The organism is Alteribacillus bidgolensis, from assembly GCF_002886255.1.
Classification (GTDB): domain Bacteria; phylum Bacillota; class Bacilli; order Bacillales; family Marinococcaceae; genus Alteribacillus; species Alteribacillus bidgolensis.
The window spans coordinates 2,801,410-2,826,277 of record NZ_KZ614149.1 but is presented as its reverse complement, the minus strand read 5'-3'; the positions used below and the strand labels follow the sequence as shown (position 1 = coordinate 2,826,277).

Annotated in this window: 23 protein-coding genes; 15 read left to right on the top strand and 8 right to left on the bottom strand. The window is 41.0% G+C overall.

Annotated features, from left to right (window positions below):
- Positions 1-185: 185 nt before the first annotated feature.
- From nadB to nadA, 3 genes are read left to right on the top strand one after another with little or no spacing between them, the layout of a single operon-like run.
- A complete protein-coding gene (gene nadB / locus CEF16_RS14060; RefSeq protein WP_170031948.1) occupies positions 186-1,784 on the top strand; it encodes an L-aspartate oxidase in 1,599 nt (532 codons plus the stop codon).
- The gene (gene nadC / locus CEF16_RS14055) at positions 1,765-2,592 is read left to right on the top strand and encodes a carboxylating nicotinate-nucleotide diphosphorylase (protein WP_091583277.1); all 828 of its coding nucleotides are present in this window, start codon (positions 1,765-1,767) and stop codon (positions 2,590-2,592) included. Before nadB ends, nadC begins: the two co-directional genes overlap by 20 nt.
- 27 nt (positions 2,593-2,619) lie before the next feature.
- Positions 2,620-3,717, top strand: a complete 1,098-nt coding sequence (gene nadA, locus CEF16_RS14050) for a quinolinate synthase NadA (RefSeq protein WP_091583280.1) — start codon at positions 2,620-2,622, stop codon at positions 3,715-3,717.
- A gap of 137 nt (positions 3,718-3,854) precedes the next feature.
- Here nadA and gvpU read toward each other — a convergent pair whose 3' ends face one another.
- Entirely contained in the window at positions 3,855-4,277 is a 423-nt protein-coding gene (gene gvpU, locus CEF16_RS14045) for a gas vesicle accessory protein GvpU (RefSeq protein ID WP_091583283.1), read from the bottom strand.
- A 146-nt stretch (positions 4,278-4,423) separates the two neighbouring features.
- On the opposite strand from gvpU, the gene CEF16_RS14040 reads away from it, so the two are divergent.
- The 9 genes from CEF16_RS14040 (at position 4,424) to CEF16_RS14000 (ending at position 12,722) form a co-directional block, all read left to right on the top strand.
- A complete protein-coding gene (locus CEF16_RS14040; protein WP_091583285.1) occupies positions 4,424-4,807 on the top strand; it encodes an ArsR/SmtB family transcription factor in 384 nt (127 codons plus the stop codon).
- A gap of 830 nt (positions 4,808-5,637) precedes the next feature.
- On the top strand, positions 5,638-5,838 hold the full coding sequence (locus CEF16_RS14035; RefSeq protein WP_091583288.1) for a hypothetical protein: 201 nt from the start codon (positions 5,638-5,640) through the stop codon (positions 5,836-5,838).
- Positions 5,839-5,965: 127 nt separating this feature from the next.
- A complete protein-coding gene (locus CEF16_RS14030) occupies positions 5,966-6,361 on the top strand; it encodes an HXXEE domain-containing protein (protein WP_245917877.1) in 396 nt (131 codons plus the stop codon).
- Between the two features lie 362 nt (positions 6,362-6,723).
- Complete coding sequence (locus CEF16_RS14025; protein WP_091583291.1) at positions 6,724-7,041, top strand: hypothetical protein; 318 nt, start codon at positions 6,724-6,726, stop codon at positions 7,039-7,041.
- Positions 7,041-7,253, top strand: a complete 213-nt coding sequence (locus tag CEF16_RS14020; RefSeq protein ID WP_091583293.1) for a hypothetical protein — start codon at positions 7,041-7,043, stop codon at positions 7,251-7,253. Before CEF16_RS14025 ends, CEF16_RS14020 begins: the two co-directional genes overlap by 1 nt.
- Before the next feature lie 385 nt (positions 7,254-7,638).
- Positions 7,639-9,522, top strand: coding sequence for a cytochrome c oxidase subunit I (gene ctaD, locus CEF16_RS14015; RefSeq protein ID WP_091583296.1), 1,884 nt, complete (start codon positions 7,639-7,641; stop codon positions 9,520-9,522).
- 632 nt (positions 9,523-10,154) lie between these two features.
- On the top strand, positions 10,155-10,853 hold the full coding sequence (locus tag CEF16_RS14010; RefSeq protein ID WP_091583299.1) for a YqjF family protein: 699 nt from the start codon (positions 10,155-10,157) through the stop codon (positions 10,851-10,853).
- Between the two features lie 101 nt (positions 10,854-10,954).
- Positions 10,955-11,710 (top strand): alpha/beta hydrolase, encoded by a 756-nt coding sequence (locus tag CEF16_RS14005; protein WP_091583301.1) that lies wholly within the window; start codon positions 10,955-10,957, stop codon positions 11,708-11,710.
- 58 nt (positions 11,711-11,768) lie between these two features.
- A complete protein-coding gene (locus CEF16_RS14000; RefSeq protein WP_091583303.1) occupies positions 11,769-12,722 on the top strand; it encodes a 2-hydroxyacid dehydrogenase in 954 nt (317 codons plus the stop codon).
- A 137-nt stretch (positions 12,723-12,859) separates the two neighbouring features.
- Here the strand turns inward: CEF16_RS14000 and CEF16_RS13995 are convergent, their stop codons facing one another.
- A complete protein-coding gene (locus CEF16_RS13995) occupies positions 12,860-13,048 on the bottom strand; it encodes a hypothetical protein (RefSeq protein ID WP_091583306.1) in 189 nt (62 codons plus the stop codon).
- Between the two features lie 189 nt (positions 13,049-13,237).
- Between CEF16_RS13995 and CEF16_RS13990 the strand changes: the two genes are divergently transcribed.
- The gene (locus tag CEF16_RS13990; protein ID WP_091583309.1) at positions 13,238-13,678 is read left to right on the top strand and encodes a MarR family winged helix-turn-helix transcriptional regulator; all 441 of its coding nucleotides are present in this window, start codon (positions 13,238-13,240) and stop codon (positions 13,676-13,678) included.
- A gap of 18 nt (positions 13,679-13,696) precedes the next feature.
- Positions 13,697-16,303, top strand: coding sequence for an MMPL family transporter (locus CEF16_RS13985; RefSeq protein WP_091583312.1), 2,607 nt, complete (start codon positions 13,697-13,699; stop codon positions 16,301-16,303).
- Between the two features lie 447 nt (positions 16,304-16,750).
- Here the strand turns inward: CEF16_RS13985 and CEF16_RS13975 are convergent, their stop codons facing one another.
- The 3 genes from CEF16_RS13975 to CEF16_RS13965 all read right to left on the bottom strand — a co-directional run bounded on the left by CEF16_RS13975 (position 16,751) and on the right by CEF16_RS13965 (position 20,200).
- Positions 16,751-18,694: a tetratricopeptide repeat protein gene (locus CEF16_RS13975; protein WP_091583318.1), complete on the bottom strand. Its 1,944-nt coding sequence runs from the start codon at positions 18,692-18,694 to the stop codon at positions 16,751-16,753.
- A gap of 115 nt (positions 18,695-18,809) precedes the next feature.
- Complete coding sequence (locus CEF16_RS13970) at positions 18,810-19,292, bottom strand: hypothetical protein (RefSeq protein WP_245917875.1); 483 nt, start codon at positions 19,290-19,292, stop codon at positions 18,810-18,812.
- A 599-nt stretch (positions 19,293-19,891) separates the two neighbouring features.
- The gene (locus tag CEF16_RS13965; RefSeq protein ID WP_091583321.1) at positions 19,892-20,200 is read right to left on the bottom strand and encodes a DUF5634 family protein; all 309 of its coding nucleotides are present in this window, start codon (positions 20,198-20,200) and stop codon (positions 19,892-19,894) included.
- Positions 20,201-20,875: 675 nt separating this feature from the next.
- Between CEF16_RS13965 and CEF16_RS23810 the strand changes: the two genes are divergently transcribed.
- Positions 20,876-21,022, top strand: a complete 147-nt coding sequence (locus tag CEF16_RS23810) for a hypothetical protein (RefSeq protein WP_170031945.1) — start codon at positions 20,876-20,878, stop codon at positions 21,020-21,022.
- Positions 21,023-21,792: 770 nt separating this feature from the next.
- On the opposite strand, the gene CEF16_RS13955 is transcribed toward CEF16_RS23810, so the two are convergent.
- From CEF16_RS13955 to CEF16_RS13945, 3 genes are read right to left on the bottom strand one after another with little or no spacing between them, the layout of a single operon-like run.
- Positions 21,793-23,289, bottom strand: coding sequence for a tripartite tricarboxylate transporter permease (locus CEF16_RS13955; protein WP_091583326.1), 1,497 nt, complete (start codon positions 23,287-23,289; stop codon positions 21,793-21,795).
- Between the two features lie 12 nt (positions 23,290-23,301).
- On the bottom strand, positions 23,302-23,787 hold the full coding sequence (locus CEF16_RS13950) for a tripartite tricarboxylate transporter TctB family protein (RefSeq protein WP_091583330.1): 486 nt from the start codon (positions 23,785-23,787) through the stop codon (positions 23,302-23,304).
- 19 nt (positions 23,788-23,806) lie between these two features.
- A complete protein-coding gene (locus CEF16_RS13945) occupies positions 23,807-24,856 on the bottom strand; it encodes a tripartite tricarboxylate transporter substrate binding protein (protein WP_091583333.1) in 1,050 nt (349 codons plus the stop codon).
- Between the last annotated feature and the right edge of the window lie 12 nt (positions 24,857-24,868).

Genomic DNA, 24,868 nt, shown 5'->3' with positions numbered 1-24,868 from the left:
CGGAACAGTTTCCTGTTCTACTGCGGGTTCTAGTGACCCGTTCAGATATTTGTGATCTTTAAAATATCTGGCCCCTCGCTCAATATTTCACATTCATACGAATTTTTTTGTAAAGAGTGGTTGCTACTAGTTTAAATTTATGTAAATATATGTGTCAAGACACATGTAAACTTAAAGGAGTAATCATGAAAGAAAAAAGGATCACTACGGATATTCTCATCATAGGAAGTGGAATAGCAGGGTTAATGGCAGCTATTGAGTTATCAAAACAAAGAGAAGTAACGCTAGTAACAAAGGGTGCGCTTGGAACGGGGAATTCCACCAGGGCACAAGGCGGGATTGCAGCAGCGCTCGAAAATAAGGACAGTCCCCATTTACACATGCAGGATACACTCAAAGCAGGACACAGCTATAACAATCAGCAAACTGTAAAAAAGTTAATCGAACAATCTCCTCAAGTGATGGAATTTCTTTTTTCGAACGGGGTCCTTTTTGATAAAAACAACCAGGGTGATTATCACTTAGCAAAAGAGGGAGCTCACAGCTGCCGCCGGATTTATCATGCCGGAGGTGATGCTACTGGTTATCACATTATGAAACCACTAAAACAGCAAGTAAAAGATAATGTCCATGTTATGGAACATTTTTGGGCGTATGACTTACTAATAGATCAAGACGAATGCATTGGACTACGAGGAAAAAGTCAAGACGGAACGATGTGTAAGATTTTTTCAAACACTACCGTACTTGCCACCGGAGGATGCGGCCAGCTTTATTCGATTACTTCTAATGCCGAAGAGTCCACCGGAGATGGGCTGGCGATGGCGTATCGCGCGGGTGTAAGACTCGTCGATATGGAATTTATGCAATTTCATCCGACCATGCTTTATGCAGATGGAAAAGGAGCCGGTCTGCTCTCTGAAGCAATCAGAGGGGAAGGCGGTATCCTGGTTGATGAACACCATCAGCCGATTATGGAAGGAAAACATGAGCTGAAAGATTTAGCACCTCGGTCGGTGGTGGCAAAAGCGGTGTATGAAACGTGGCAAGCGGGGGGAGAAGTCTATCTTTCTATAAAACAAATCCCTCAGTTTGAACAAAAATTTCCGTCTATAACATCAAGGCTGCGTGCGCATCATATCGACCTTAAAAAGGGGATGCTTCCTGTAAGACCAGGTGCTCACTTTATGATGGGCGGCATTGAGACCAATGAATATGGTCAAACAAACAAAAATGGACTTTATGCGATTGGAGAAACCGCATGCACAGGTATGCATGGAGCCAATCGGCTGGCAAGCAATTCACTGCTTGAAGGAGCCGCCGGAGCGCTTCTGCTTTCTAAACATCTTGCCACACAGGCTGTAACCTCAAAAAAACGAAGACTTCCAACAACATGGGCTGATTCTTCGAATATAGAAGACATACCAGCGCTTCATGAGCTGCAAGAAAGAATGGATGGCTGGGCTGGCATTGTAAAAGAACAACACCAACTTCTCAGCATGAAAGAGTGGTTAAGCAGGTATGAAGCCTTTATTTTCAGTCCAGCTTCGTATCAGTTAAGCAAACAGCAGCTTGCTGTGAAAAATATGCTTGCTGTGGCTTGGATGGTCACAACTGCAGCACTGATCCGAACAGAATCCCGGGGGGCTCACCTTCGCACAGATTACGAGCAAGAAAGGATAGAGTGGGCAAGTTTCTCTATTTATTGGGAGAAAAAAGAGCGTGCCCCTATCGTAAAAACGAATACAGGAAGGGAAGCTTTGCATGAATACATTACACCTTAAAAAGAAACTGGAAGAATTTTTGATAGAAGACATTGGAACTGAAGATGTAACGACCAATGCTATTTTTTCTCCGCATGAAAAAACGAAAGGGCAGCTGATTGCAAAAAGCACGGGCAGTTTTTCAGGTGGAATGGTGCTAAGGGAAGGGTTGGAGCTTCTTGATGACAGCACGGAGGTGCAGGTGTACAAACAAGAAGGAGAAAATATGGCGTCTGGTGAGGTGATCGCTGACATTCAAGGCCCGACAAGAGCAGTTTTAAGCGGTGAAAGAGTGCTTTTGAACATGATACAGAGGATGAGCGGGATTACCACAATGACTAAGAAAGCTGTAAACACCCTAGACGATCCTTCTATTGCAATTTGTGATACGAGAAAAACAATGCCGGGTCTGCGTATGTTTGATAAATATGCTGTTGCATGCGGAGGCGGAAGCAACCACCGATTTGGTCTTTATGACGCTGTAATGATTAAAGATAACCACATTGCTGCAGCGGGCAGTATTACAAAAGCGGTGGAAAACGTAAAACACTATGCTGGTCACATGATCAAAATAGAGGTGGAAACGACAAATGCTGAAGAAGTAAAAGAAGCCGTTGATGCTAGAGCAGACGTTATTATGTTCGATAATTGCACCCCTGGCCACATCAAAGAATATGTAGCACTCGTTCCCTCTTTTATTCAAACAGAAGCTTCCGGCAGCATTTCGCTCGATAATATAGCAGACTACCGAAACTGCGGGGTGGATTACATTTCGCTTGGCTGTCTTACTCATTCGGTGGCAGCATGTGATCTTAGTTTTCTTATATAATCATTTTCTAAGAAAGGAAGTGCGACGATGAAAGTGTTAGAAAGTTTTCAGGCCCATACGCTCCCAGAACATATACGAACGTTGAGTGAAAAGCAGATGGAAAATCGGGTGCGAGAAATCAAAAGAGAGCTAGGTACGCGTTTGTTTATGCCTGGGCATTATTATCAGAAAGATGAAGTGATTCAATTTGCCGATGATACAGGAGATTCACTGCAGCTTGCTAAAACGGCAGCGGCAAATAAAGAGGCAGAATACATCGTTTTCTGCGGCGTTCATTTTATGGCAGAAACGGCTGACATTTTGTCAGAAGACCATCAGACGGTGCTGCTGCCGGATTTACGAGCTGGCTGCTCGATGGCAGACATGGCCGATATAAACCAGGTTGAAACGGCATGGGAAGTCCTGCAGCAGAAATTAGGGGATACCATGATCCCGCTGACTTATGTGAACAGCACTGCTGCAATCAAAGCATTTTGCGGTGAACATGAAGGAGCGACGTTAACGTCATCGAATGCGAGCGATATGCTGCAATGGGCTTTTGCTCAAAAAGAGCGGATTTTGTTTTTGCCGGATCAGCACCTTGGCCGCAATACGGCTTATGATTTAGGCATCCCATTAGAAAAGATGGCTGTTTGGGACCCTATAAATAATAAATTAGAGTATGAAGGAAACCTGGAAGATATACGAATGATCCTTTGGAAAGGCCATTGTTCCGTGCATGAAAAGTTTACGATGGAAAATGTCGATAACGTACGCCGAGAACATCAAGACGTGAATATTATTGTTCATCCGGAATGTACGTTTGATGTCGTGCAAGCAGCTGATGATGCAGGTTCAACGAACAAAATTATCAAAACGATTCAAAGCGCTCCAAGTGAAACCAAATGGGCAGTCGGTACAGAAATGAACCTTGTCAATCGCCTTGCTCAAGAAGAAACAGACAAAACTGTTTTCTCTTTAAACCCGAATATGTGCCCGTGTCTTACGATGAACCGAATTGATCTTCCGCATTTGCTTTGGTCATTAGAAAGCATTATCGAAGGAAAGCCGCACCATATTATCGAAGTAGAAGAAAAAACAAAACGCAAGGCGTTGTCAGCGCTTGAAAGAATGCTTCAGCGATAAAAGAATGAATAATATGACCAGCCGGATTGTTGTAACCCCCGGCTGGTCACCATTATCAGAAAAGGTTTGGCATGAAAACGTGTCAGCATGAGTGTTTAGGAACAATCGTTAAACGAACGGCAGGCCGCTTGCTATTCTTATTCAAAACGGCTGCGTTCAGAGTTTTTTACCCGAATCGCTCCAAAGCTGAACCCGTTCACATCTGCTAATTTTCCGCGCCATAGGTTGCCAGCAAACTCTCTTTCCCCGTGTTCTTCTAATATTTTAGCATCACGAAGGTGAATATAGCCGCTTTCGTACTCATCTTGATCGGTATGTTTTTGAAACTTATCAGCTGTTTTTTCAAAAAAAGTGAGCATTTTCTCTTTTAAATCACCATGGTTTGTGTGCAGGTAACGTTGAATCTCATCTAAATAAGTAACATTCCCAATCAGGGTGCCTGTAATGGTTGTTCCGCTCACATTCAACGTCACATCCATTTCCGCGCCATTGTCGGCAAGGCGCACCAAATACCGTAATAAGTGGTCAGTTCGTTTATCCTCATAAAAATCTTCTGTCATTATGTTCACCCTTTCCTTTGGACATATTTTCTATTCTTTACCCTTCAGACTTGTTTTATTAATCATCTTTCTGCTGTAAAAATTCAAATAGAAACTTGAATGTACTATAATAAACATAATATATACAGAAACCAAGGAGGCTAAAAATGGCAAAGCCAAAAGAAGCAGCTCCAGATGTTTGTGAAGTTACCTGTGTGGAACGAGAAAAAGTCGAGCGGGTACGCAGCTCTGTTAATGACCGGGAAATGGAACAAATGGCAAATATGTTTAAAGGACTAGCCGATAAAAACAGAATGAAAATTGTACAAGCGCTTGCACTCGAAGGAGAGCTATGTGTTTGTGATGCCGCCAATATTTTAGAAGCGTCGATTGCTTCTACGTCTCACCACTTAAGGTATCTTCGCAAATTAGGTCTTGCAAAATACCGAAAACAAGGAAAGCTTGTGTATTATTCGTTAGACGATAATCACATCCAAGAAATTGCAGAACTAGCCTCCATTCACCAAAAAGAAATAAGCAGCCGGACTTGATATAGTTATCATAATCGAGAAACAAACAAGTGGTGGTCAAAAAGGAAAGGCATGTGAGGATGTGAAAATTTACAAAATTTGTTAAGCAGCATTAGTTTTTGATGCTGCGAAAAGTAATACAGGCAACGATGCTTGTAAGGGTTCAACTCTATGAAAACGGAAGACATGTTGCGATTTGCTTGATTTCAGGCATCTGGTATCCACTTCAAGCAGATTACTTTGCAAATTGCCGCTTTTTCCTGTTGCTGCCGAGTGAAATACCCTGTTTGATTGCTGGTTTGAGATTCTGTTTATTTCCAATACTATTCCATCAAAAGGGTTACTATCTAAAGTGATACATTTACTCGCTATTTATAAGCAGGGGCTGGTCTCCTTTGTTTTTGTACTTTATATGGGAATTCTTGAAAAGGAAAATTGCCAAGATCAAGGCTGATTCAACGATGAGTCAGTCTTTTTCTAGGTTCATCCGGGAAGTTTTTATTGTAATAAATGAGGGGACAACTTGCGCATGTATCTTCTATTCCTGTACAAGATGCATTGCATTGTAAAACCCCTTCATATAGGTAAATAGAGATTTCATAATTGACGTGCCTCTTGACCTGTGTACAGTACGCTGTTTTGCGAGAAAGAATATAATGCATAGGCAACCCCTTAATAGACCGACGTTTATTGGTGTTCCTTAGTATATAATTATATACCACACTCTAAAGTCTTATAAACCTTGAAAATGAAATAAAATTGTAAAAATATACAGTTCTAAATACCTATATCTATTTACCTTTTCCGCATGATACCAGCAGTATAACGTAATATACACATGGGGGATAAAGGTGGCTTGGGAGAGCCATTGGTTTTACATTGCTGCTGGAGTTTTACTCCATGTTTTAGCGTTATCGTTTGTCCTTCCTAATCATATGTTTTCTTCTGATGCAGGATCAGAGGAAAATGGTTTGTATGAAGGTGGTGTGAATATATCCAATCATATTGATAGGACATCAAGAATTCTATTGAAAACCCGTCGGCAACAATAATATTTTAAAGGTGCCGCGCAGCAAAACCTTTTATGGGCTAACAACGATAGAATCTCGTGCAAGGGACTTACTCCTTTTACGATACAATAGAATAGGGAGGAAAGATTAACAATTACCGGAGGGTCATATGGGAAATATTCGAATAAATGATTTATCAACCTTTCATATTCTAATTGTATTGTTTCCAATTCTTTATTTACTTCACGATATCGAAGAAATATGGACCATAGAGGCCTTCCTCACAGCTCATTCAAATATAATACCTATTCACGTGACAGCAATAGAATTTGCCTTTGCATTTACTCTTTTATGGGTTTTTGCTTCCACAGGGTGTGTGATAGCATTCAAGGATAGAAAATTTTTAGGAATGAAACCAGCTACTTTCCTTTCCTTTTTAGTACCAGGTATTTTGTTAGCAAAACGGGCTTGGGCATTTGCTGCAGTTCATTTTTTTCAAAGAATATGTTCCTGGAATTATTACATCCATTCTTCTTATTTTCCCCTATTCTTATTTGACGGTTAAGTTTCTTCTCGCAGAAAACGTACTAACCATAAAAAAATTTCTTCAATTTTTATTCATGGGGTTTGTCCTGCAGGCTCCTCTGGCATTGCTTGCCCATTTTATTTCGCAATTATTAGGTAATCATTTGGGCCTGCTATTCCATTAAAGAAGTAAGGGGAGTCCAGAGGATTCCCTGAGCAGAAATAAGTTTTAAAGGAGACAAGAACAGGTATAGGCTAAGAATCCGTTTGCATACATCACGGTGTTTGAAATGTAACAGAAAGGGGTAAACCGCAGATGGGCGGAAAAACAGCAAGTCAGAAACCATGTTATATGTCGCTTTGATATGGCTTGCAGGCTGTAGTTCTTAAACGGCGCCAGCCATGCTCACAAATATGGAAAACGAAACATCCATACTGTTATTTTCTAAAGAAGAGAATCTCTATGAAGAAAAACCCTATTATCAAGCACTGTTGCACCTGAACAAGCAATGTGGAAACGAGGAAATGAATATAAAAATAGTGTCAGCTAATAACAATGATTTGGTTAAATACTTGGGTATTAAAACTTTTCCTTCTCTCTATGTGATGGAAGGGAAAAATATGCAATCTGTCTATGAAGGAGAAGCAGACTCATTCAACATTGAAACGTTTTTAAAAAAGAATATCCGTTGTGAAAAGGGAAAGGAGATGAACGATTAATGAGAGCAGAACAAGACAAACTAGAGAAATACATGATCATTGCCGTAGATCAGGACGGAAATGAAGTAGGACTTGAATCGTATGTGAAAAACCCTGAGAATCCAGAGGTTACGTTCGAATCAAAAGAACAGGCTCGTGTGTTTTATGATGTCGTTAAAGTAGACCTCTCTCCTTGTTCCGTGAAGATGTTAACCGTAAAAGAAGCGCAATAATATATATTTTTATATTTTCTTAAGTACAGCTTGCTTAAACAAAAGAGCAAGCTGTTTTTAGGTCTTATAAAAGAAAAGCAAAGCTATTTTGCTAGTTTGTCCTTCAATGGGTACATCTTCTTTTTGTCATCTTAAAGTTCAGGGAGAGGTGCAGCGGGCCGGCCTCGATTGGACTATAAGGCAGAAAAAGTGGATCATTTGCGTTTTACTATTCATCAAATATATTGCAAATATCAAATAGATATAAATTTTCACGTACGGAAAAACCATCCAAACAACCACTGCAATATTTTATTCTTCGTATATCCTTATTTCTGAATGGAAATAATGAAGCCGGGGTTGTTAACAAAACAGAAAAACTCACCCCCGGGAGGATGACGAACATATGGCAGAAACAGCAGTGGAATATAAAAAACAAAAAAGTGTGCTGTGGGACTGGCTGACGACTGTCGATCATAAGAAAATAGCGGTATTATACTTAATTGCAGGAACGTTGTTTTTTATAAAGGCCGGGGTGATGGCGTTATTGATGCGGATTCAGCTGATGTATCCGGAAAATACATTATTAACCGGCCAAACTTATAATGAACTGCTGACGATGCATGGTACCCTCATGCTGTTTCTAGCGGTGACACCGTTGTTGTTTGCGTTTATGAACTACGTCGTCCCCCTCCAAATCGGAGCGAGGGATGTAGCCTTTCCGTTTGTAAATGCTTTGGCATTTTGGATATTCTTTTTTGGCGGATTGCTCATAAGTATCAGCTGGTTTTTCGGGAGCGGTCCGGATGCAGGCTGGTTTGCTTACACGCCGTTATCAACGAGAGAATATGGCAATTTAGGTATGGATTTTTATACGCTTGGCTTACAGATCAGCGGGATTGGAACACTTCTTTCGGGGATTAATTTTATTGTAACTATTATTAATATGCGGGCCCCAGGAATGACAATGATGCGTTTGCCGCTTTTTTGCTGGACGACGCTCGTTGTATCGATTCTGATAGTGTTTGCTTTCACTCCGCTTGCTGCAGGGTTGGCTATGTTAATGCTCGACAGGCTGTTTGGCGGGCAATTTTTCCAAGTAGAAAATGGGGGAAGTGTTGTTCTCTGGCAGCACATCTTTTGGATTTTTGGGCATCCCGAAGTGTATATACTGGTTCTTCCTGCATTTGGAATTCTCTCAGAAGTCATTCCGGCTTTTTCTAGAAAACGTTTATTTGGACACACTGCCATGATTTTTGCAACATTGTTGATTGCATTTCTCGGATTTATGGTGTGGGTGCATCATATGTTTACGGTCGGAATTGGACCGATTACCAATTCCATTTTTGCGATTTCCTCTTTTGCTATTGCTGTCCCGACTGGTGTGAAGATATTTAACTGGTTGTTTACGATGTGGGGCGGAAAGATTACGTTCAATACAGCAATGTTATGTGCATCTTCTTTTGTGCCAACATTTGTACTTGGCGGGGTCACGGGTGTCATGGTTGCTATGGCTCCGGTAGACCATCTTTATCATGATACGTATTTTATCGTTGCCCACTTTCATTATATTTTTATCGGCGGAATTATTCTCGGTATTTTCGCTGGGTTGTATTATTGGTATCCATTGATGTTTGGACATAAATTAAATGAAACATTAGGTAAGCTTATGTTTTGGCTGATGTACGTTGGTTTTCATTTAACTTTCTTTGTTCAGCATATTCTTGGCTTAATTGGCATGCCCCGCCGTTATTTTACGTATAGAGCAGGTGAAGGGCTGGATATCTATAATTTTATTTCCACGATGGGCACGTTTTTAATGACAGCCGCAGTCCTTGTACTCGTTATTAATGTCATTTATTCTGCTGTAAAAGGTGAACGCGTCAAAGTAGGGGATCCGTGGGATGCCAGGACATTGGAATGGTCGATTCCGTCACCTGTTCCTGAATATAATTTTGCACAAGTGCCGCAAGTACGTTCACTTGATCCTTGGTTTTATGAAAAAGTTCATGGGGAAGGGCACATGAAACCGGCCGAACCGGTAGTAGATATTCATATGCCGAATCCTTCGATATTGCCGTTTCTCATGGCACTTGGCTTGTTTTGGTGGGGATTCGGGTTAATTTTGATAAACGTAGCAGATACTAATATCATTCCTTTCCTAGCAATCGGAGTTGGTGTAATACTCACATTCGGTTCAATGATTGTCCGGTCAGTCAAAGAAGATCATGGCTGGCACATCGCTAAAGATAAAGTAAAAGAAATTGAAAATAATAGTCGGCCTTTATAGTGGCCGGCTTTTTTTGCTTGCACTCGTTGTTTTAGGGCAATGGCGAGTAAATGGAAGAGATAGGCGAGAAAAAAACGATTGTGGATAGTATTTGCCTAGGAACGGCGAGTAAATCAGCATATTCGGACAGTGATGGAAGATAAAGGAAGTTAAGAGCAGCCATATGATGGTAAAACATCACCATATTTCTGATGCCTGCGATGATCCAGTGCCCAGAAATGGACTTCAATAGTGACTTCTGCACCTTTCAACGTAACAGAAAGCACGACCCGATCCGCAATAGCGAGTAAATGTTAAAGATTGGCGAGTAAAACGAAGATAACGGATAGTATTTACCTAGGAACGGCGAATAAATCAGCATATTCGGATAGTATTGGAAAATAAAAGGAAATTCAATCACCATTGTTCTTAACACCTGCGATTATGCGTCGCCGCAGAAACATACTTCCACACGACGTGAGGACTTCTGCTTTGATTTACACAAGATGTCTATATGTCCGTCCTCAAAAACGTCACGTCTCGACATTAGCACATCCTAACCGTCGACGAGTGCGTTTTTTGTAATAGATACGCCGTTTCTTTTATTTTCATCATTAAAAAGGTGAAAAAGAGGGAAAAGACAAGGGAAGGAGGTGCTGAAAATAGCGTGGGTTGCTCGTCAGACATGGAAAGATCTCTTGTTTATCCACTGGCCTGTATCATTAGAAAAAATACGTCAGTACGTACCGGAAGCGTTTGAAATAGATACGTTTGAGGGACAGGCCTGGTTAAGTATCGTACCGTTTTACGGAACAAATGTTCAGCTGAGTGGAATACCAGCTCCGCTGCCATTTACTCATTTTGCTGAATTAAATGTGAGAACGTATGTAACATATAAAGGAGAACCAGGTGTTTATTTTTTAAGCTTAGACGCAAATCATTGCTTAGCTGTAGTTGCAGCTAGATCTTTACTGCACATGCCCTATAGACGGGCAAGGATGACAAAAACTTCAAACGGCGAATGGATACATTTTCTTAGCCGCCGTGTAGAAAAAGGTTATCGTCCGGATTCTTTTTACGGGCGGTATCGTCCGTATGGGGATTCATTTCAAGCTTCATCTGACTCTTTAACTTATTGGCTAACCGAACGGTACTGTTTATGGACAATGAGAGGTAACAAGGTGTATAAGGGGCCGATTTCACATGAACCGTGGAATCTTCGTCGCGCGGAAGCGGAAATTGAAATGCATGGACTCGTAAATGACATGCATTGGCGCGGCACTAACATAACACCCATATTTTATTATTCCCCTTTTAAAGCCGTTCATTATCTTCCATTTGTAGAACAATAAGGAAAAAGATCTAATTTTACAAAAAAAAGTTAAAAATGAGAGGAATGATGTATATCAATAAAGAAGGAATCTAAGGTAGATTTTGGGGGGAAGGTGAGAAAATGAAGGAACAATACCCAGTGATGGAAGGAGCGGAGCCTTTCTATTTTGAAGGTGATAAAACGGGCGTATTGGTGATTCATGGTTTCACAGGGACGACACAAAGCGTGCGATCACTCGGTGAAAGTTTTAACCAAGCAGGGTTTACCGTGTTTGGCCCGCGTTTAAGAGGACACGGCACCCATTATGAAGATATGGAACGCTCTACCTATATAGACTGGTGTGAAACAGTAGATGAAGGTTATCATTTTTTAAAGGAAACGTGTGATGATATTTATATTGCCGGTTTATCTATGGGAGGTACACTGACATTGCACCTGGCAGAACAGTATCCGCAAACAAAAGGTATCATTCTTATAAATGCTGCTATTGATATTCCTGAAATGAGTCCGGAAGCAGTGCCAGCTGTTAGATTTTTAGATGCCATAGGATCAGACATTAAAAAAGAAAATGTCGAGGAGCTAGCCTATGAAAAAACCCCAGTGAAATCGCTCGGGGAGATTCAGCAATTGGTGAAAGAAACACGTCAGAAATTACCGCAGATTCAAGTGCCTGCAAGAATTTTTGTATCTGAGGTGGACCATGTCGTGCCGCCAGAAAACAGTTCATGGATCTATGACCGCCTAGCATCAGAAGATAAACGGTTGATTCCAATGGAGGATAGTTACCATGTCGCGACGTTAGATAATAATAAAGAGAAAATCGCGATTGAAAGTATTGCATTTATTAATGGACTAACCTCATCGGCAACGGTGTAATGAAAGCAAAAACTATAATAAAAAAACTCCCGCTACCCAGTAAAGGAGAATATAAACAATGGCAATGATACTCTCATATGTTGAACCGCCGGAAGATGTACTAGCTTTAATGAAAGAACATTGCGAGGTACAAATAGCCCGGCCGAGAAAACAAAAAGAATTGTTTTACCAATACTTACAAGAAGCAGATGGACTGTACGGTGCAGGATTAAAAGTGGATGATGCGCTGCTTGATCAAGCTCCCAACTTGAAAGTAGTCAGTAACGTCTCCGTTGGATACGACAATTTAGATGTGAAAGCCATTACTAATAGAGGGATAATAGCTACTCATACGCCGGAGGTCCTTATTCAAACGATGGCGGACACAATGATTGGACTTATGATTGCTACAGCACGGCGGATGCCGGAATTGGACAGGTTTGTTAAAGAGGGCAATTGGAAAAAACCATTATCATCCCACTATTTTGGAACGAACATCCACCACAAAAAGCTTGGTATTATCGGGATGGGACGAATCGGCCAAGAAGTTGCCCGCCGCGCAGCATTTGGCTTTCATATGGATGTGATGTATCATAATCGAAGCCGTAAACCAGAAGCAGAAAAAGAGACGGGAGCCGTTTATGCCGATCTAGATGACTTGCTTGAAACATCAGATATCGTGATGGTTTTAACGCCATTAACTAAAGAGACACGGGGAATGATCGGCGCTGAGGCCTTTCAAAAAATGAAAAGGGACGCGATTTTTATAAACGGCGGCCGTGGTCCCGTCGTGGTGGAAGAAGATTTAATCCATGTACTCCAAGAAAGGTGGATAAAAGCAGCCGGACTTGATGTGTTTGAAAAAGAACCAGTTGATTCTGAAAACCCGCTTCTCCAAATGGACCAAGTTGTCACGCTGCCGCATCTTGGCACAGCAACTCATGAAACAAGGCATGCCATGTATGTAGATGCGGCCAAGCAATGTGTAGACGGAGTGCTTGGGAAAACACCCAAACATGTTATTTCTGTATAAGCTGCAGGGAAGGTCAATCAAACGTTTGATTACTTTTGCAATACAATAAAGCTCATCAAGCTGTATTTGCTTGATGAGCTTTATTAATGTTAATTTCCATTACCATTTGTTTTGTCAATAATATATTTTTTCTAAACCTATCCCATAGCTCGCATCTGCCAGTCCGCATAGCGTTTGGCCAAGCGGCAGCATTGTACGTTATCTTTTATTTGTTTTTTAAGCTCTGCTTTTTTTCTATCAAATAGCTGCACCCACATTTTCCGCTCGAACCTATTAAAATCATGCCATGTTCTCTTCGGTTTTAAAAACACAAATAACCTCTTCATTACCATTCCCCCATGATATGACATTAATATACGAAATATTCAGTTAATATCAATGGCGAGTGTAACAACAGAACTATTTCTTTTTACAAATGTAACATATTTGTAAAATTTTTAAAATAATTGTTTTTTCCTATTTGACAAAAAATAGTTCAACGGTTAAACTAAAATAAAGTTTAGGGGGTAAACTAAATGAGTGATAGATTACAAGAGGCGATTCGATTATTCACAGACGTTATGGTTTATGGACAAAATGAAGTGTTTAGAAAGGTTGAAAATGAACTTCATAAAGAATTGTCTATGGAGCAGATCAAAATGCTGAATTGGTTGGAGAGGTATGGGTCGTTAACGTCTAAAGAACTCACCGAACTACAAGGCGGACATAAAAGTGCTACATCAAGCCGATTGAAAAAACTAGTAGATAAAGAGTATGTCAAAGTCGTGCAAAAAGAGGACGATAGACGTGTCAAACACGTGGAATTCACAGAAAAAGGAGCCGCTGCCTATAAAGAAGCGAAAGAGCAGGTGAATGAGTATTTAAGTTCCGTCTTAGAGGGCATTGAAAATGAAGAAATAGATCAATTTATATATATCTTCAGCAAAGTAAAAGAACTGTTAAAAAAACAAAATTAAAAGGAAGTGGAGAGAAACATGCGCCCGATTATAAAATTTCGATGGCTCATTGCTGCTTTGCTGGCTGCACTGACAGCGGGGTTATTTTTTTATGCCCCCAGCCTGACCGAGCTGGCAGAAGAGGAAGACAGCTTTCAACTGCCTGCAAATTTAACCTCCCAGCAAGCTGGTGACATTCTTGATGAGGCCGGTGAAGGAGGGGAGACGCTAAGTCTTGTTCTGCAATTAGAAGAGCCGTTAACAGATGAGATAGAAAAAGAGATTCAAAGATATATAGAAGAAATAAAAAACGGAGAAAACACTGAATCGGTGACAAATCCATTTGAACGAGAAGAAATAAGAGAACAGCTCGTATCAGAAAACGAAGATGTCGTGCTTGTTCCGGTTGCTATTCATGGTTCAGAAGAAGATGCGGTCGAAGCTGGCAATAAGATTGAATCTTTAAGTGTCCCGGATGGCATGCAGCGATACGTGACGGGTGATTCTATTATAAGTGATGATGTGGATAAAACAACGCAGGAAGGGCTAGAGAAAACAGAGGGAATTACGATTGTACTCATTTTCACTCTGCTGCTCGTTGTGTTCCGCGCAATCGTGACTCCGTTTGTACCACTTATTTCTGTGGCGATTACTTATTTTATCAGTCAATCTATTGTTGCTTTATTCGTAGAATGGTTCGGCTTCCCGGTTTCCACTTACACGCAGATCTTTCTTGTGGCTGTGCTGTTTGGGATCGGAACGGACTATTGTATTTTGCTCTTAAGCCGGTTTAAAGAAGAGCTTTCTGCTGGACATGAGGTGGAAGAAGCGATTGTCAATACGTATAAAACAGCAGGAAAGACGTTGTTTTACAGTGGATTGGCCGTATTTGTTGGTTTTTCAGCTATCGGGTTTGCAAACTTTGCTATATTCCAATCCGCTGTTGGGGTAGCTGTTGGTATATTTGTATTGCTGATTGTACTGTATACGTTAGTTCCATTTTTTATGGCCGTTTTGAAAGAGAAGTTATTTTGGCCGTCTAAAAAGGCAGCATCGCATCACGATAATAAACTATGGAAGATGATGGGAAGTCTTTCTGTATACCGGCCAATTCTTTCCATTGTGATCGTAGCGATTATTACAGTGCCGTTTTTAGTAACATACGACAACGATGTTTCTTACAATAATACGGATGAAATCAGCGGCGGTGCTGAATCGGTGGAAGGGCTGCGTGTAGTTGAAGAAGCATTTGGAATGGGAGATGCGCTGCCTCTTCAAGTCGTCATTGATACAGAAGAAGATATGGTAACCGCAGAGAAAATCGCTTATGTGGAAAGTCTTTCTCAAACGATTGAACGTTCTGAAGATGTAGAAGAAGTCCGGAGTGTGACGCGTCCGACAGGTTCTGTCATTGATGAACTTTACGTGGACACGCAAATGGAAGACATCTCCTCCGGTATAGGAGATGCAAGGGAAGGATTAAGCGAGGTGCAGGATGGTTTAACCGAAATAGAAAACGGTCTTCATGATATGAACAATCAAGTATCTTCTGCAGGTTCTGGCGGTTCGCTTGATGAAGCCATTGCTGGAGTAGAAGATGTGAACGAGCAAGTGGGAGGCATTTCGCAGCAGCTCCAGCAGACAGGTGATATTCAAACGGCTGTTCAGCAGCTTGCCGGAGTCCAGCAAGGATTAACAGAGATCCAATCCGGACTTCAGCAAGGTAATGCTGAAATGAGAGCCAAGCAGCAGCAAGCTAGTAATCTATCGGGCGGTCTAGAGGATCTGGCAACCGGGGTACAGGAATCGATAGACGGTCTCGAAGAAATCGAAGCAGGCCTTGAAGAAGCAGAAACGTTTACAGAAGATCTTTCAGAAGCAGCCTATACTCGCGGGACCGGTGTCTTCGTACCAGAGGAGTTTTTGGAAGAGGAAGACTTTCAGGACGCGGTGGATGAATATGTATTTTCCGATAATACCGGAATGACGTTAGAAGTAAGTTTAAAAGATGATCCATATACCCTTGACGCTATTGATGCATCAAAGCGGGTTAGGCAGATTGTAGATCAGGAAATACAAGGAACTCCGCTAGAAAAAGGTGACATTGCCTACAGCGGCGTTCCTAGTATAAATGCAGATCTGCAGAATGTATCATCGGAAGACTTTACGAACACTATCATCATCATTTTAGTTGGGTTATTTGTTATTTTAGCTGTATTGTTGCGCTCTCTGTTTCAACCGCTGTTTATTTTGGCAGGCCTGTTATTAACGTATTATACCGCTATGGGAGCAGCGGAATTGATTTTCGTCAATGGATTAGGATATCCCGGTATCATGTGGCCAGTCCCGTTTTTTGCTTTTGTCATGCTCGTCGCACTGGGCGTGGATTACTCAATTTTCCTATTTGACCGCTACCGGGAAGAAGCAGCACTCGGCGTACGGCAAGGTCTAATGAAATCGATGGTGAAAATGGGCACCGTTATCATCACAGCTGCAATCATTTTATCCGGCACATTCGGGGCAATGATTCCATCCGGCGTACTGACGCTGATGCAGGTGGGCACCGTGGTAGTATCAGGTCTGATGCTCTTTGGACTGGTGATATTGCCGCTGTTTATACCAGCAGTCATCAGCTTCAACGAATGAAGTACCCTCTCCTGTCAAGAAAAATACTTCTAGGCGAGTAAAAGTCACGCAATGGCGAGTAAAGGAACAAGAACGGCGAGTAAAAGTGCGAAATCGGTGAGTAAACCAGTGAATCCGGCGAGTAAATCGCAAAATCCGGCTAGTATTGTAAAAAACTGGAACAAATGGAGCTATGTAATCCAGATAATAGATATAAAAATAGCAAAAAAAGCGGATATCTCTACCATCTAAAGTGATTTGACGAAAAAACGGCCGGTGTCTGCTTCGAAATTACTGCTAATTTCACTTCAATTTCAACAGTAACATTAAGAACCACATTTTCCAGAGCTGCTGCCAGAACTGTTCAATTCACTCCGCTTTCTATCTGAAAACAAATAGGGGGCCTGGCCGCGTGACGTAAACGCGGGCCAGGCCCCACACAAAGTGCACACTAGGATGTTGCCAGCATCACTGTGCCGCTCGTTTTTTCAAATAATTCATCAACTCGTCTTCATCCTGCCACATAAATACGGCATCTTCGATATATATTGCGGCTTCTTCTGGGCTTCCAGGAGAAAAAGCTTCAACCATGAAAGGTTCTATCGGCATACGTTCCAAGTCCACTATATAATCAATAATGTAAGGATTTTCTTTTTCTGCTTTATGGAGCTTCACTTCAAATTCTTTCGATAATCCATTGTTCATGTATTCAATAAAAGCTTGGTGAAACAGCCAGAAAGCAGACTCTTCAGGGTATTCGTCTATTAATGCACTTGCTTTATCATGTTCATTAATCAAAAGATAAAGCGACAGCAGTTGATAACGGATTCCTTGGTTGTCAGATGGGTTAAGCTTGAGCATTTCTTCATATATTTGTGCAGCTTGTTTGGGATCAGTAAATTCAAGAAGGGAGGCATACTGCTGCATCGCACGCATAAAAGGGCGTGTTTCTGTTAGGAGCCAAAAATGTCCTTTTTCTTTATTAATAAAGTCTTCTCCGAGCACAGCTCGTCCAGTTTCTACTGCTTTTCTTGTACATTCCAATTCTTCTTTTTCGGACACCGCTATTTTAGCCAGCTGTAGATATGCGTCAGGTTGATTTTCATCAATTTTGAGCGCTTTTTGAATCAAATGATTCTTTTCCACAGGATGTGGTTCAAGCATGGCGTCATATAACATCAGCTGGGCTCTATCGCCTTCATCCCACTGCTCTATCAAAGCTTGCTCTGGATTAAAATCTTGTTGAAACGCCTCGATTTCCTCGATAGATGAAAGACCGAGTCGTTCCATTTCTTTATGTAAAATAAACATTTGGCGTTCCATCATAATTCTGTCTTTTTGCGGATCAGCCGGTTTAGCTGCAGTTTCACGCATATGGTACTCCATCAGTGCGTCATCGAAATCCTGTATCCGTTTTGAGATCGTATTTGGAGAAACATCATATTTTTTCCCAAGAGCTTTTTGGGTAGCACCCGGAACAGTTAAGACGTCGTTGCTCATATAGTACTCTAAAGAGGCCGCATATGCCTCAGGCTTTTTAATTATTGGAAGAGCGACTTCGCAATAGGCTTCCCAAATCCTTTCTGCTTTGTCTAACCCTCCTTCATCACGAAGCTCTTGACTAGCATGCTTTTTGAAAACCGTCATCACTTGTTTTTCTTCGTCTGTTAAGTCACTATTTATATAATAGTCTTCCTCTTCTGTTTCTTCATCATAATGTAGAGAGAAATACTGTTCCAGTACCTTCGCGAACGGATCTTCATCGAATGAAAGGGATTTTGATAATGTGACCAAGCCTTCAAAGATTTTTTTGAAGTTATGAAACGCTTCTTTAACACTGTGTTCATCATAAGGGGCAATAAAACAAGGCATCCCAAACATAACCCAGTGCTGCTGGGCAGGTACGAGGCTGAGAAAACAAATTCCTAATGGACCGTTTGTAAAATCCAGTGGGGTCTCTACATGCAATGTGTCTCCATTTATCATATCCTGGACGATTAATTCTTTTTCTCCCCATTCTTCAATAAAACATACGGAAAATAGGGATGTTTTCTTCCACGTGTCTAATAGACGACGCTGCTTCGCGTTCCAAAAAGATAGGCTGGTGATCTCGTCTATCAATCCATTTTCCTCTTGGTTCCTTTTTTCTAAAACCCAATGTGCGGCAGCGATAATAGAGAGGGTACCTTCTTCTTCTCTTCTGAGGGAGTCTAAAGCATTATCTCCTATTAAAAAGCTTATATAATCTCTTAGTTCGAGTATATAATGGTCTACAACATAATTATAAATACTTTGTTGAACATATAAAATTTCTTCTTTCGAATATGTTAATGCTGTCACTTTACCAGCACAGCATTTCTTGTACTTTTTTCCGCTGCCGCATGGACATGGATCATTACGTCCTATTTTCATCGTTTCACCTGCCTGTCATTCCACGAGATTTTACTAATAGTGTAACATAAGACGTTAGATTTGGTGATGGAAACAAAACGATGATAAAAGGAACTGCATTTTCCAACATTTGTGTTTAAAAATACGGCCACGCTCTCTGTGATTGACTGTACGGGGACTGTCCCTGTCCTTCGGCTGCACCTGTAACCTGCATGGTTAATTGTTTAGCATTTTGTAAATACCTTTCCGCATCATCCTGCCAACGTATAATGTTTTCAATAAACGGTTTGTAGGACGAGGGAGCAGCGTTTCTCATGACTTGTAATCCATTACGTACGTTACGATCTCTCTGTTCTGCGTTTTGAATGCAGTTGACCAAAGTTTGCACAATGGACGGGTCATATTCTCCATTCATTATTCTTTCTGCTGAACCACTAGCAGTCACGCGGTGATAAGAGGCGGGAACAAGGTGGGAATGCATTTCTTCATTTCCCTGCAAGTTTTCCGTTTCGGGAATATAAAACAATTGGGTGCTCATGGAACAAACCATTTCTTCACTGTATAGACTGCGATTCAGCTCAATCACGACAGGCTGCCACATTACATTTTGTTGTCTCAAAAAAACACCCTCTTTAAAAAATTTGGGCCATTGCCTGCCATATTGTATGTTGTTTACATTTATTTGTTACCACCATTATCTAATGTGTATTTAGATATGTGGGTATTGTCTGAAGCAACTTATTTTGGATATCAAAAACATTTCATCAATGAAGCGACAATTAGTCTTCTTGATTCTTAATTATTTCCAACATACTTCAATGAGTAAATATGTGTTTTCGCAAGATCCCACAAATTAATCTTGAAAAATGGCCCGAAAAAAAAGATAAGGCATCAAATACCATGTACTTGGTTCCTCCTTTTACCTTCCACCAATTGAAAATGGGGTTAAGGAGTGTTTGTATTAGCAAAATACAGGAACACAATAATGTAACTGACAAATATTTTTTAAAGGATTGTTTTGGGAAAAAGAATATTACAATAGTCCACAATACCTTGCGTTTGCTATTCTAAAAACATTCACTATCAAGATAAGCATCCCGAGTTTTGAAAGTGATAAAATATTTTAAAATCTTGGACACAAAGAAAACATTTAAAGGGGCTGATATAGACGGCTTTCAGTTCATTGTTCATCACCAAATTTCATTTAAAAAGTTATGTTTACGTAAGAAATCTTTGGAAAACGTCATCTAAGTCCTCATAACCTTCTTCGTCCACAGTCGCAGGTTCATCCGTTTCAACCGTCCATCCTCCTTGAGCACGAGCTAAATGGCCATCCTTATTTTTTTTATACGGAAGATGCACCATGTAAACTTTCCCGTTTTTACTTACTGTATATCCGACGTAATAAGAATCATCCTGGCCTTCTTCTTCAAACACACCGATGTTGTCTATGTCGTATTTTTCCATGAGAGGATTAAAAGAGTCCTGCAGCTCATTTATTAGTTGTTCACGCGGTATAAATTCCATTGTAAGATCACCTTCAAACTGTTATTTTTCCTTAATATGCTGTTCTTTCTTGAATGTCATTCATAATAAACGAAATTTAATCCTCACCTGTTGTCATTTAAACCGCAGTTTCCGAGGATGTCCAGATAGAGCGTTATCACTAAAAAGCAAAATCAAGACTTCGGCAGGAAGAAGTTCATATAATTCGATAACTTTTACTTGGACCTCGAGGAACAAGACTTCGAAGGTGATTATTGCGATTTTAGTAAAAGGTTATAATTCTGCTCCTGGGCTGGGAAAGAAAACGACTTAATTTATCATGACAGCTTGTTGTACTTTGTCGTTCATAATACTTCTTCAGAAGTGGAAGAAATGTATAATAATGACTAGTACAGAGTACGACTGGATGGAAGCGAGAAGACAAAATTATTCGGCAGTCCTGATTCCTACCCTGCTGATTCGAGAGAAACGTGGTCTTACTCTAATTTTTCCGTTATTGGGAACGAGCTTTATTATTTAGAAAAAGAGGATCAGAGTAATATTGATTCAACAGACGTTCATTTTGTCCGTTCCGATCTTGATGGCTCAAATAAAGAAGTTATTGCTTCCTTATCTCTCGACAGAATTGGAATAGGTGAAAAAACCGGATTCAGCGGTGTAGACCATTATCATTTTTATATAGATGGAAGGGTAGTCGTGTATGCAAACGACGGCGTTATTTATCGAATAAATGTAGATGGTTCTGGTCAAACCCCAATTTACGATGGAAACTACCGTTCATTCTATTTTGAGAAAATAATAGCAGAAACGCGTGACGGAAAGACGGAGGAATTTGATAAATAAGTTCCGAATTTTAACGAGAGGCTGGAATTCATTTAAAACTGCAGGTATGCTGGGTTATGAAATGGTGCTGCCAGCATACTATTTTCAAAGGAAAAAAACGTCAAAAATGAGTTGGATTTATTGGACAGAAGGTGATATTAGTGGAATATGTATATCCGGAATTTAAGACCAGTGTTTGTAGCTTTAACCATTGCGTCACTAGTTATATTGTTCATCGTTATTTTTCAAAAAAACAACCTCATGAAACTTTTTTCTGTTACCAGTATCTCCCTCCTTTCTATTTGCATATCGGCCATCACTCTTTATTCAAGTGGAAATATTGTAGACGAATTTAACCTCGCAGGTGACGCTGTTTCTTCTTATTTATTTCTGAAAATTGCAGGTTTATCTTTCATTAACCCGCTTATTTTTGCATTTAAGAAAAACAGCTCGTATTAAAGGGGAAAGGTGATATAAAAGTAGTCAGCGCTAAAGATTGCGGGCAATTTTTTAAAAAAACGTTGCTGAATTATTGCTCAAAGTGACATAGACTTTTTGTGTGATGTGATAGGAGATAACGTTTACTAGAATATCATCGATGCAGCATCAGAGTTATTATTTTTGTAAGGTGAACAACTTTTACTAGAGCGGGAAAACATTCAAAAATAAAAGCAATAACTACATAAAAACAGGACAATAAAAAATAATAGAGGCCCCCCTGGAATTATTCTAATCACGTCAAAAGGAGCCGTTTCCAATGTGCGTTTGGAAACGGCTCTTTACATCCCGATTTATTTTTTCATCTTTTCTTTCATTCTGCCATACATTTTTGTTTGGGAGAAAATAGTAAATACAAATGCCAGCGTTAATAGGATACTGATCGGGGAGTTCACAAACCCTAATAAGAATGTTGAAGGCTCCTGGGCGGCCATATAGGCACGGCGGAATGATGTATCAATGAGCGGGCCTAAAATAAGACCTAACACAAGCGGTGCTACCGAGAAGTTATGGACTTTCATAAAGAAACCGACTATCCCAAAGCCAAGCATCCAATACACGTCGGTTATATTGTTATTCAAGGCATATGCACCAATGACCGTAATGACCGCGATGATGGGAAGCAGAATTTGTTTTGGAATCGTTACGACTCGAATAAAGATACCTACGACCAACAAGCCAAAAATCAATAGAAAGACGTTAGCCAAAACAGAAGAGCCAACCATGACCCAAAACAAGTCACCGCTTTGTTCCATCAGCATCGGTCCAGGCTGCAGCCCATGAATAAACAAGGCACCGATGAAGATGGCGGTCACCGCATCACCTGGAATACCGAGTGTCAATAACGGAATAAGCGCCCCGCCAATTGCCGAGTTGTTACCCGCTTCTGGGGCAATAACCCCTTCGTACGCGCCTTTTCCAAACGGCCGGTTCGGTTTTTTCGTCGTCCGCTTGGCGTGGTCGTAAGCCAGCAGTGCTGCGATTTCACCGCCTGCACCAGGAAGTGCACCAATTAAAACCCCCATAATCGATACACGCATGGACAGCGGTAAAAATTTAAACAAAAAACGAAGCGGCGGAAACACCATTTTCTTTAACGTGACTGTTTGCCCTTTTTCGTTTAACGTTTTCAGCTGGTATAAAATTTCCGACATACCAAACAACCCTAAAATCGCTACGACAAAATCAATGCCGTTCATGAGCTGCAGGGAACCAAAGGTGAAACGGCTTCCCCCTCCGATTGAGTCCATGCCGACCAGACCTAGTATGATCCCGGCACCAGCAGCAAACACCCCTTTTGCCATCGATCCCTGGCTCAAACTACCGATTAATAACAGCCCGAGCATCGCAAGTAAAAAATAATCGCGCTGCCCGAACTGGATCGCAATCGTTGATACAAGCGGAGCAGCGGTAGCCAAGACTGCAACCCCGACGAGACCTCCGATAAACGAGAAAATGGTTGTTAATGTTAAGGCCATTCGAGCTTCTCCTTGCTGCGAAAGAGGGAAGCCGTCAAAAGACGTTGCTACTGAGGATGGAGAGCCTGGCATATTGACGAGAATAGCTGCTCTTGATCCGCCAAAAACGCCTCCGTAATAAATACCAAGCATCAAGGCAAGCGCCGGGAGCATGTCCCAGGAATAGGTAAGAGACAGCAAAAGAGCAACGGCCATCGTTACCGAAAGCCCGGGAATAGCACCGACAAAAATGCCAGCCAGTGTCCCGACAGCCACTAAAAGCAGCAATTCTACATTAATAAATGGTGTAAGAAATTGTTGTAGGATATCCATGGTGAATTCTCCTTATGGAAACACAATATTAAACAACTGCGAAAATAAAAAGTAGATTACAACAATGGTTGCTAAAGAGACGGTTACATTGAGCAGCCAGGATATCCCTTTTAAATAGAACATGCTGGCTGCTAAAAATAAAAAAGCAGCTGGGAAAAACGTTAAAATAGGAAGCAAGATGACAAAACCAATTACGAGACAGAAATAGGTCAGAATTAACTTGTAATCTTTTTTCGTAAATGTCTCTGCAGCTGCAGCCTCATTTGATTCATTCTCCTGTTCTGTCGTTTTTGCTGCTTTCTTTTGGGTGGAAGAGCGATCTTGAAAAATCGTAACGATTCCGGCACAAAGCATAATTAAAGCAATGAGAGCGGGAAAAAAGCTTCCGCTTGCCGGATCTATAATCGATTGGTTTTCCATGACGACAGCCTGGCTTAATACAAGCAGACTAACAATAACCATAAAAATTCCAGGGAGCGATGATTTGAATGAAAACATGGTGGTTTCTCTCCTTGTCTTAGTCCTCGTCTACTCTTGGAATGTCAAATTCCTCAGGAGATATTTCAGCAGCACCTGCGTCGTGCAGCAGCCAGGTAGATGTAGACCGGTTTTTATCCACATACTCTACTGCTTCTTCCCCGTTTATATTAAGCGGGACGACACCGAGGCTTTCTAATGTATTTTGGAATTCTTCATTTTCTTGTGCGGTTTCAAAAGCATCCGTTAATTTCGTTACAATGCTCTCTGGTGTATCTTTATGAACGAATACTCCTTGAAAAGGCCCCCACGGGAAATATTTTTCAAATGCAGGATAGGACTCTGTGATAGGAGGCACATCTGATGCCGTTTCTAATGCTTCATCGTTAATGACAGACAGCATGCGGAAATCTCCTGCGTCCACATATTCTTGAGCTGCTGACACAGACAGAACAGTGGCATCAATTTCTTTTCCTAATAGAGCTGTTGCCAGAGGTCCGTCACCGTCATAAGGAACGTAATTAAATTCTGTGTCTAACTCAGCTTCTAGCATAGCACTAGCTACGTGAGGAAGACTTCCTTCACCGGAGTAGCCCATATTTAATTCACCAGGGTTTTCTTTTGCGAAATCAATGACGTCTTCGATCGTTTCAAATTCGGAGTCCTCGTGCACGACAAGGCCTCCGAAATTTTGTCCGAAAATGCTTATCGGTGTGAAATCGTTCATGTAATCTCTTTCTGAGATATCGAGCACTTGATAAAGGTTTGGGTTTTCCGCTCCAAACAGAAGCGTGTGACCGTCAGCGGGCTGATCATATACGTATTGCGTCGCAATTGCTCCAGCTGCGCCTTCTTTGTTCTGCATAACTAAAGATCCGCCAAGTTCCTCTTCGACAAGAGGAGCTAATGTTCTGGAAATATTGTCTGTTGCTCCGCCTTCCCCCCAAATAATAACTCCGTCGATATCTTTTTCAGGATAAGAAGATGCGTCTGTTTCTGAAGTACTGTTTGAATTGCCGCAAGCTGTGAGAAAAACAGTAAGCATAACAGCTAAGGACAATGATAGATTTTTTATATTCTTTTTTATCACTTTCTTCCTCCA